Below are 10825 nucleotides of genomic sequence, written 5' to 3'. Positions count from 1 at the left end.
ATATAAAAACTGGGACATGTTATTAAACCAATTAATGATAATGTATCCAGAAAGAKTGGAGAAATTTATAAGATAAAACCCCCGCCGCAAAAAATTTTTAGTTTAAGCCTTAGTCGACCTAGGTCTCCCAAGGCTTAAACTAAAAAGCTCAAATTACCCCTAATAACATAGTATAACCAAAAATATTCTATCTCATGCATAAAAGATTAAAAAACGGTCAATAATATTAATGTATTAATCATTAACATAGGGCAAATTCTTACCAAGAAAGAGTGCAAATTATTCTAAATACACAAAATTATTTACACTACCTAAGTATCTGTAAATCATTGATATTTTAGGTAAGTTTGAAAAGAAATTTATATTAAAATAATGTGCAATTAATTGTATTACTTTAAGGTGATACAGAATTATGTCGGAATAAAATGGAAATTTTCTATTGACAGAGATGGTAGAAGGGGGGGTAAAATGGCAATAGAAGGTAATGAATGGGGTCTTACTTAAATTTAAAATAATTATGAAGGATGGAGGAGTGAAAAAAAATAAAAATCTACATCATAAAATTGATAGAATACTAATAAAGGAGGTTAAATATGAAAAAAGTAAACAATAAAACAATTATTTTTTTTCTTATAACTTTTTTGTCTACAACAGTAGTATTTGCTGTTACATATAGATTACAGCCAGAAAAAATTCCAAACAAACCGGAAGCTTTTTTTGAAATGAGAGATACAAATAAAAACTTATATGATAGAACATATAATTCTTTTTACTATTGGAATACTAATAGTGGTCAAATTGTTAAATTGCAGCAAGATAAAGATAGATTTAATATTGATTATAGTCAGAAATATCAGATTTATTCTTGGAGTTTACCTTATGATGAATATGGTGCTACATGTTTTTTAAATGATGGATCAATACATGTTTTGGTCAATTCGAATCTTATAGATAATGAATATTCAGACATTTTCGAACGAAATAGAGTCTATGAGTTTACAATATGTCATGAAATAGGCCATTGCTTTGGATTGGCAGATCTAGGATTTTTCGATACAAGAAATTCAGTTATGAGTGAATATGCTAATAAAATTACTACTTATCAGCCTACAGTCAATGATATTAATGGGGTAAAGGCTTCTTACGGTTTAAATTAGAATAAATGGGGGATTCAAAAATGAAAATTAAGAAATTAGTAATTTATATAAGCATTATAATACTGTTAACTATATATTATACATATGACTTTCGTTTTTTTAACTTAACTAAAAACAAATACGAAAAAGAACAAAATTATGAAAAAAATAATTTATACACATTATCAAAAGTATACGATAAACTTGATAGTTTAATTAATAAATCAGATATAATTATCATTGGAAGAATTAAAAATATTAATCCAAATTATATTTATGTAAAAGCTGAAACTGGAACACGAGAATCCGGTTATAATATCGAGTTAGAAATGGATTTAGAAGTTATAAAATGTTTAAAAGGATCTATTAAAAAAGGAGAAATTTTGAAATTAAGAAAATTTATAGGAATTAGAATTGATAACAAGGATGTTTTTTTGCATAATTTTGCTGATGTAAAAGGTAATTATCAAGAAGGAATGCAAAAAATATTTTTACTCAGAAAGGAAACTGGTGACAACCAGGGCATTTATTATTTTTCTAGTTCTAAACAATCGGAGATATTAATAAAAACTGATAAAAAATTGAATGATTTTAATATTAGCAATTATGATTTAGATGTTTATTACTACAATGATGATACAAAAGGATTATTTGAAAATGCCAAAAGTTTGAAAGAAATAATAAATAAAATAGATGAAAAAAATAAATAGCTACTATATTAATATGAAAAAATAATAATAAACGAGCCTGAAAAAAATTTCGTATAAAGTTAATAAGTGTAGATAAATTTTTGACCGCATAATATATTGTATATTTAAAAATGATTTTGACTTTTACATAATTAATCAAACTAGTGAAATTTCACAAACTTATGCAAAAATGGTTTGTATCAACATCATCGTCCAAAGACATATTTGAACTATTAATTTGATACAATGTATTTAAAGCCTTGAAAAATCAGGGCTTTTTTACTTTTTTGAATGGCAGCCATATAACATAAAGAAAAATGAAGGAGAAGTTCCACAGTATTATGTTGAAAACAGCCATCCGGCTATAATTTCTCCTGAAGTATTTGATTTGGTTCAAGACGAAATTAGAAAGAGAAAAGAAGTAAAGGGTTATAAGACAGGAGGGAGCTGCTTTTCAGGGAAGATTATATGCGGCGACTGCGGAAGTTTCTACGGCAGAAAGGTTTGGCATTCTAATGATAAGTATAAGGAAGGTTATTTGGCAGTGTAATTATAAGTATAAGAATGAGAAAAAGTGCAAGACGCCAACTATAAGTGAGGATGAATTAAAGAAGGCATTTGTTGAGGTATTTAATGGGGTTATAAGTAATAGGGAAGAAATATTAAAGGGGTATGAGGAAATTATAAAGAAACTTGTTGATGTTAAAGAATTAGATGATAAAATATATGAACTTGAAAAGGGAGCAGAAGAAGTTTTAGAAATGATAAACAAATGCATCCGTGATAACGCAACTAAAGCACAGGACCAAGAGGAATATATGACAAGATACAATGCCTTAGTTGAAAGGTGTGAAGGGAATAGAAATTCAATAGAAGATGTTGAAAATGAGAGGTTTGAAAGGATTGTAAAGAGGGATAGGATAGAGGCATTTATTAAGGTTTTAAGGGAAAGGGATGGATTACTTGATGAGTTTGACGGAGAGATTTTGGATACGGTTATCAAGGCGGTTAAGGTTTATGAAGGTTGGAAGATAGTGTTTAGGGATGGGATGGAGGTGATAATATTAAGAGACTATTTCTATTTACCATGTGTAGAATAATGTAGAAAAATATAGAAAAGCTTTCGTTGACTGGAATATATGTATATATATATAATGTAAGCATAAAATTTTTATAAGTGTGTGCACACATAATAAAAAAATGACAGTTTCATAGGTATACTATTGCCACAAATAGGACAACGAGGGTACCCTCTCAATACACGATTTTTCTTACCCATAAAATCATTAAAAGTAAATTGACGTCTACAATCTTTACATTGATATTTTTGATTACCTGATTTGTCTTAACAAAAGCGATAAAGATTTTGAATTATGATTTAACAAAACTAATACTTTACATAGGAGGGTTCAATTTATGGTTAAAAAAGTTATCTCTTTGTTTATTATGTTCTCAATTGTTATTGGAAGCATTACTGTTTTTGCTATGGATGTAAACATTAATACTATTGATGAGCAAGTTTTAAGAGAGTCTTCAAATTGTGATATAGAATATGGTGGTAGTGATATAGAAATGGATAGGCTGTTTGATGAGGTTATTATTAAAATAAGAGAGTACAAAAAGAACAATCCTAAAGCGAGTGACACCATGCTTGATGAATACACAAAAAAATTACTTAGAAGTGCAGTTAAGAAAAATAATCCAAAAAAATTAAGTATAGAGTCAAATATAGCAACTGATAGTTATTACGATGACTTGGAGGGCTATATAACTGGTTATTTAAATCCACAAGAAAAAGAACTTTACAATTTAAATCCTACAAAAGCATTGCTTTGTATGTCTAATGGTAAATTGGCATTAAAGTACGCTGAAGAAAATTATATAAGTTCAGTACTTCATAATGGTAATGGTGATGCGTTTAGACATTGTTTATGGAATTATGGAATGGCTATAGATGTTGGACAAGAATTTGCAAAAAAATGGAGTGATGCTCATGAATATGGATCAGAAAAACAACCTCTTATTGAAAGAAATATGGATTTATTTAATAATGCAGTTGGGTTACAGTTGGCAAAGGATAATCCTTGGACAATTTTGCATAGCACTTTTATAAGTAAATCGAAAGAAAAATGTAGGAATGGCGAACTTAGAATTATTAGCAATGGGGTTCTAGTGAGATCATCTAGTGCGGGAGAGAAATAAATATGAAAATTATTAGAAAAGGGTTTAAAGGATTAATATGTATTGTTATTATTGCTTCATTTGTAGTTGGATGCGGATTACAGGTTAATAAGAACGCTATTTTAGTAATTGAAAATCAATCGGATGAACAGATTCATAATGTTAGACTCAAATATACTTCAAGTAAAGAAGTTGTTGAAATAGGTGTTTTAAAACCTAAAGAGAAATATGAGCATATTATTAACAACAAACAAGAAGATTCAATCACATTGTATTTTACTGATCCATCTGGTGTTGAACATAAGGAAATTGCTATAGGATATATTATAAAAGGAATGAAAGGGAAAACTGTATTGATTATTTATAAAGATAATAAAGGAGACTGGGAGTTAAAATAAAAAAATTGATTTAATTAAAATTGCTTTCCGTGTCAAAAATGTTCTTTCTTAATAGTTGGATAATTATTTTATAAAAATATTTGTTTTTTCAAATACCTATAAAAATAAACCTTATGTCAACATCATCGTCCAAAGACAAAATCTAAACTTTAATTATGATAAAATTGTCTTGAAACATTAAGTTTCAAGGCTTTTTTATTTTTTTTGAAATAGAGTTTATATAACCGATAATTACCAATTTACCACAATTTACTTATTGAGACCGGCTCCTATTAATGTTAATATTTTATTAACAATTTTGCCGAAAGGAGTTTTAAAATGCATCAGCTAAAACGTCGCATTTCTTTTATTCTAATCTTCACACTAATTCTTTCTTTCATCAACATTAAAGTATTTGCAGACATTTTTAATAGTTCATTTGCAGTAGAAGATGCACCAAAGGTTAAAGAAATTCCTAAAAAAGAAGCAAAAATAATCAAGGAAGTAGAAGAAAAAAGAGAAAAGAACATAAAACATTTTTTAAAGGATGACTTTACATATGAAGCAGCAATATATCCTACAGCAGTTCATTACTTAAAGGACGGTAAATGGAAGGATATAGATAATTCATTAATCCAGGCAAAAGATGAAGATAACTTAGACATTCTTGAAAACAAAGAAAACTCATACAAAATAAAAATAGCAAAGAATACGAATTCAGAAAAATTAGTAAGGATACAAAAGGATAATTACGAAATATCCTGGAATATAGAAAGTCCATTAAAGAGCACTGCTTTAATTGAAAATATTGATTCAAACTATATAAATTCACTTTCAAACAATGAAAAGTTTAAATTTCTTCCAAATGTAAAATCAACGGTTTCTTTTAAAGAAGTTTTACCTAATGTAGATTTAAAGTATGACATTCTTCCTGAAGAACTTAAGGAAAGCATAATCTTGAGCAAAAAAGTAGAAAATCCAATATTTAATTTTAATATAAAGACAAAAAACCTATTAGCAAGGCTTGAAGAAGGAGAAATAATATTCTATGACAAAGACAATGTTTCAAACAAAGTATTCTACATCGATAAAGCCTTTATGTATGATGCAAATGGTGAAGAAAGCAAAGACATTGAAATAGAATTTATTGAAACAAAGGAAGGATATAAATTAACAATAAAGCCATCAAAACAGTGGCTTGATGATGAAAAAAGGGCATATCCGGTTGTAATTGATCCTACAATTGGAACATCTCTTGATCCTTCAGATATTTATGATGCCCATGTCTCATCAGGATACCCGAATACAAACTATATGCAGAGCGTAATGCTAAAGGTTGGATACGGTTCAAGTTCTGGAGTAAACAGAACATATATAAAATTTAACCTTCCAACCCTTACAAGTGCCGACCTTATCACAAAAGGAGAGCTTAATTTATTCTTATACACTGCAAACTCAACAGCAAGACAGATAAATGTTCATAAGGTTTTGAGCGACTGGAATTCATCCAGCATAACATGGAGCAACAAACCAGGATATAACACAACTATAGAGGATTATCAATTAGTTCAAGGAAGCATAGGTAACAAATTTACATTTGATATCACATCAATAGTTAAGGACTGGTATACGACAGGCAATAACTATGGGCTAATGCTTAAGAACGAAGATGAAACCATAGGATATAACGAATTTTTTTCATCGGATATATCAGGGACATATGAAATCTATAGACCAAAAGTTACATTATCCTATGTAAACAACTCGGGGCTTGAGGATTACTGGACATATCACTCCCATGATGTAGGACGAGCCGGGACAGGATATATTAACGATTACAACGGCAATTTAATATTTATCCATCAGGATCTTTCGATGAACGGAAATAGACTGCCAATTTCCATATATCATGTTTACAACACAAACGAAAAGGATTCTGATATAAAATACGGATTAGGCTGGAGATTAAACTTAAGCCAGAGGATAACAAGTGAAAATATAGACGGAAAAACATATTATGTATATACCGATGAAGATGGAACAAAGCATTATTTTCTTCAAACACAAAATACTAATGAATATCCCGATGAATCAGGACTTAACTTAAAATTAATAAAAAATGCTGATGGGACATATACAATTAATGATAAAAAGGGCAATCAGCTGATATTTACAGCAGGTGGATATTTAAGATATATTAAAGACAACAACGGAAATACAATCACACTATCCTATCAAGGGACAGTCCTAAAAACAATTGCTGACCCTGCAGGAAGAATTGTAATCCTTGAGACAACCGACGCTGGATATCTAACAGGAATCTTAGATTCAGCAGGAAGAAGGACAAGTTTTCAATATACCGGAACAAAGCTTACAAAGATAACTTATCCAGATGGAAACTATACAACCTACTCCTACGATTCACAAAACAGATTAATATCTGCCCAAAACTTTGATGGGTATAAAATGAGCTACACATACTATGCCGGAGCTGGAAGTAAAATATATGAGGTTATAGAAACAAGTGCAGGTGGAGCTCAAGGAAACAAGCTTACAATAGAATACGGCTTCAACAAAACTAAATTTAAAGATATTGGAAACAGGGAAATAATATATCAATTTAACGATAGTGGGAACACCGTAAGCATAAGGGATAACAAAGGCTATGCTAAATATTTTAAATACAATTCAACAGGGGCTACAAAGAATAAATTATCCCTTGAATCAAAATTGCAAAGGACGGTTTTAAACTACCTGCAAAACCACAACGCAGAAGCTTCTTCATATTTTACGCTTGGAAATTGGACAGGCTCAACGGGTTCAGGAAGCTTTGCAACGAATGAAAAATATTTTGGCAAACAATCAATAAAAATTTCAAAAACAAACAATATATCAAGGCACTTTTATGGCCAGACGCTGACATTAACAAAGGGCAGGACATATACATTATCAGGATATGTAAAAACAGAAAATATTACAAATACTAACGGTAAAGGAGCTGCAGTATTTGTAAACTATCAGGATAATACAGGTGTCTGGAAGACAGCAGATTCAAGGTATATAAATGGAACGAACGATTGGCAAAGGGTTGAGGTTACATTTACAATTCCATCTGATGCTGCAAGTTCTACAGTCTATGCAAGATTTGGGATAGTAGAAGAAAGCGGGGATGCATATTTTGATGCACTACAACTTGAGGATGGATTTGTAGCAAACAGATATAACCTTGTAGAAAATGCTGACTTTTTATACGGAACAGATACACCAACCTTCTGGACAAAAAACAGCTACTTAAACAGCGACGACACAAAGGTTACATCAACACCGGCACCAGGGCTTGATTCCAATCTATTTAGAATATTTGGTGAGGCAACAAAAACAAAGGCCCTTTATCAAAAGATATACGTAGAAGGAAAAGAAGGAGATACATTTGTAGTATCCGGATGGGCAAAGGCAAACTCAGTTCCAATATCACAAGGAAGATACTTTGCAATAGACATAGGCTTTGAAAAGGTAACAGGAGGATATGAATACCAAGTAATACCATTTAATCAGGATTCAAACGACTGGCAGTATATATCAGATAGAATTGTAGCAGGTTCAGATTACAAGAGCATAAACATATATGTTTTATACTACAATAATGAAAACATAGCCTGGTTTGATGGACTTGGGCTTTACAAAGAAGAATTTGGTGATAGATTTGAATATGATACTAATGGAAACTTATCAAAGATAATTGATGTTGAGAACAATCAAACAAACTTAACCTATGAAAACAACGATGTTACAAATTATATAGACCCAAAAGGAAATTCATCAAGTTTTTCTTATGATGAGAAACATAATCTAACAGGTGGAACTTCATCTGAGGGGACACTGCAAAACTACTCATACGATGGATTTGGCAATGTAACAGAAAGCAAAATAGGAACCGACACAAATTATATAAAGACAACAGCAACTTATGAAGAAAATTTCAATTATCTAAAAACCCAAACAGATGCGTCAGGAAATACCGTAAGCTATAACTTTGATACAGCAAAGGGAGTATTAAACAGCGTAACCGATGCTAAAAATTCAACTACAAATTATGTTTATGACATTTTAGACAGGATGACAGAAGTCAAGATGGCATTAAATGAGAATGACGAGGTAAAGAATACTTATACCTATGTAAATGACAGACTAAGTGCAATAGGACATAACGGATTTAGCTATAGCTTTATTTATGATGCATTAGGAAGAAATACCGGTGTTAAAGTAGGGAGCCAGAGCCTTATAACCAACACATATGATGCTTATAGTAGGATAGAGAGTTCAACCTATGGAAACGGGCAAACAATAAGTTATAACTATGATGACCTTGATAGAATTACTGCAAAAAAATATAACGGAATAGAAAGGTTTAAATACGAATATGATGCAAGTGGAAATTTAGGCTATTTAGATGACCTTGTAAATGGGGTAAAATATAGGTATGTTTATGATATTTCAGATAGATTAATAAAGATAGAGGATTCAAATGGAAACAGAATAAATTATTCCTACGATTCAAACAGCAACAGAAGCAGTGTAGTTGAAAGGATAAACGGCTTGAACTTTACAACAAGCTATTCCTACGATAAGGACAATAGAGAAAAGGAAGTGACCCTTCCAAACGGAGCAAAGGCTATAAATAATTATGACAATTTAGGAAGATTAAACAATAAAGTTATTTTAACAGGTTCAGCATCCTTTATAACAAACTACAGCTATGAAGCAGGGAAAGAGCAAAACTCAACAACAAACAGATTAAGCGAGATTGACAACAATGGTAAAAAAATAAACTACACCTACGATGCAAATGGAAACATTGAAACAATAACCCGGGATGGGAAAAGAATAAAATATTATTACAACGAGCTAAATGAAGTTTATAGGGAAGATAACCAGATATTAAACAAGACAATATTATATACTTATGATTTAGGCGGAAACATTTTAAGCAAGGTAGAATATCCGTATACAGAAGGATTACCTGAAAATCCTACTAAGACAATAACCTACACATACAACGATTCTAACTGGAAGGATAAACTAACAAGCTTTGACGGAAAGACAATAACCTACGATGCAATAGGGAATCCTCTATCCTATGATGGCTATAGCTTTACATGGGAAGAGGGCAGACAACTTGCGAGGATACAAGGGAACGGGTTTAACATTTCCTACAAATACAACGACCAAGGTATAAGAACCGAAAAAACTATAAATGGTGTTACAACAAAATATTACCTTTTAGGCGATAAAGTTATACTTGAAACAAACGGAACAGACACAATCCATTATTCCTACGATACCCAAGACAACCTTGTTTCAATGAATCTAAACAATGTAGAATACTACTATGTAAGAAACGGGCAAGGGGATGTAATTGCTCTTATTGACTCAAACGGAAATGAAGTTGTAACCTACACTTATGATAGCTGGGGGAATATTATTTCAATTGATGGAATCTTAAAAGATACAGCTGGGATTAAGAATCCATATAGGTATAGAGGATACAGATACGATGAAGAGACGAAGCTGTATTATCTTCAAAGCAGGTATTACAATCCTGAGTGGGGCAGGTTTGTCAATGCGGATGCGATTGTAGGTATTACGGGGGAATTACTGTCCCATAATATGTTTGCATATTGCAATAACGACCCGGTAAACATGGAAGACCCAAATGGTTATTTTGGTATAAAAAGTTCAATAAATAAACTTAACCATGCTGCTCTTTATGTATATACATTTGTTATTTCAAGATTATATGTAATTCAACAAAGATTTAGCAGTGTTAAAGAAAGTATTGGATTAACATTTAATAAAATAACGAATAAGAACAGTGTACTCAAAAAAGCTTCTGAAGCAGCTTTTAAAGCCGCAAAGAAAGTTGATGATTTTACAGTATCAAATAAGCATTTAATGGATGCAGGAGGGAGATGGCAAAAATTTGCAACTAATAATAAAATTTAAGTAAATGTATGGATTAAAGAAGCTTTATACTCTGAAAATGCAAAGTTTATACCCAACAATCAAAATGGTTCGTATAAAGTAATTACAGATTTAGGTAAAACTATAGGAACAAAAGGAGAAACAAAGATTCAAATAATTATAGGAGGTGACGGTAAGATATGGACAGCATATCCAATAAAATAGAAATAATTTTTGCTTTTGATAAAAATAAAGTAGTAGATAAAGAATTAATAAAATCTCGAAATTTAAAAGTTATTGCAGACATAGAGGGAGAATTGATAATCTGGGTTAATAATAAACTTTTTTTTCAAGAACAATATATCCTATTGCTTGAATTAGGGATACAACTTACTAAATGGATGAAAAACAATAAGAATGGCAAAGTACAAGACTTTAAATATGAAACAATGGATTATAGTTATGGTCCAATTTTAGAGTT

Annotated in this window: 8 protein-coding genes and 1 pseudogene; 8 read left to right on the top strand and 1 reads right to left on the bottom strand. The window is 30.8% G+C overall.

Annotated features, from left to right (window positions below; translation table 11 throughout):
* The first annotated feature begins 593 nt into the window (after positions 1–593).
* From Q3V94_RS12980 to Q3V94_RS12965, 4 genes and pseudogenes are all read left to right on the top strand, one after another.
* Positions 594–1157 carry a hypothetical protein gene (locus tag Q3V94_RS12980; RefSeq protein ID WP_303528353.1) on the top strand — a complete coding sequence of 188 codons (564 nt, stop codon included), beginning with the start codon at positions 594–596 and terminating at the stop codon, positions 1155–1157.
* A 20-nt stretch (positions 1158–1177) separates the two neighbouring features.
* Complete coding sequence (locus Q3V94_RS12975; protein WP_303528350.1) at positions 1178–1846, top strand: hypothetical protein; 669 nt, start codon at positions 1178–1180, stop codon at positions 1844–1846.
* 286 nt (positions 1847–2132) lie between these two features.
* Positions 2133–2186, top strand: a pseudogene (locus Q3V94_RS12970) (hypothetical protein); the annotation flags it as partial.
* Positions 2187–2213: 27 nt separating this feature from the next.
* On the top strand, positions 2214–2375 hold the full coding sequence (locus Q3V94_RS12965; protein WP_303528347.1) for a hypothetical protein: 162 nt from the start codon (positions 2214–2216) through the stop codon (positions 2373–2375).
* Positions 2376–2784: 409 nt separating this feature from the next.
* Here Q3V94_RS12965 and Q3V94_RS13715 read toward each other — a convergent pair whose 3' ends face one another.
* Positions 2785–2871, bottom strand: coding sequence for a hypothetical protein (locus tag Q3V94_RS13715; RefSeq protein ID WP_368506523.1), 87 nt, complete (start codon positions 2869–2871; stop codon positions 2785–2787).
* 370 nt (positions 2872–3241) lie between these two features.
* On the opposite strand from Q3V94_RS13715, the gene Q3V94_RS12955 reads away from it, so the two are divergent.
* The 4 genes from Q3V94_RS12955 to Q3V94_RS12940 all read left to right on the top strand — a co-directional run.
* Positions 3242–4027, top strand: coding sequence for a hypothetical protein (locus Q3V94_RS12955; protein WP_303528341.1), 786 nt, complete (start codon positions 3242–3244; stop codon positions 4025–4027).
* A 2-nt stretch (positions 4028–4029) separates the two neighbouring features.
* Positions 4030–4404 (top strand): hypothetical protein, encoded by a 375-nt coding sequence (locus Q3V94_RS12950; protein WP_303528339.1) that lies wholly within the window; start codon positions 4030–4032, stop codon positions 4402–4404.
* 318 nt (positions 4405–4722) lie between these two features.
* The gene (locus Q3V94_RS12945; RefSeq protein ID WP_303528338.1) at positions 4723–10386 is read left to right on the top strand and encodes a DNRLRE domain-containing protein; all 5664 of its coding nucleotides are present in this window, start codon (positions 4723–4725) and stop codon (positions 10384–10386) included.
* Positions 10387–10544: 158 nt separating this feature from the next.
* Positions 10545–10825 (top strand): hypothetical protein (locus tag Q3V94_RS12940; protein ID WP_303528335.1); only part of this gene is annotated, 281 nt, incomplete at its 3' end.

Origin of the sequence: Caloramator sp. CAR-1, from assembly GCF_030546345.1 — a bacterium.
Taxonomy (GTDB): domain Bacteria; phylum Bacillota; class Clostridia; order Clostridiales; family Caloramatoraceae; genus Caloramator; species Caloramator australicus.
This window is presented reverse-complemented; position numbering and strand designations above follow the sequence as displayed.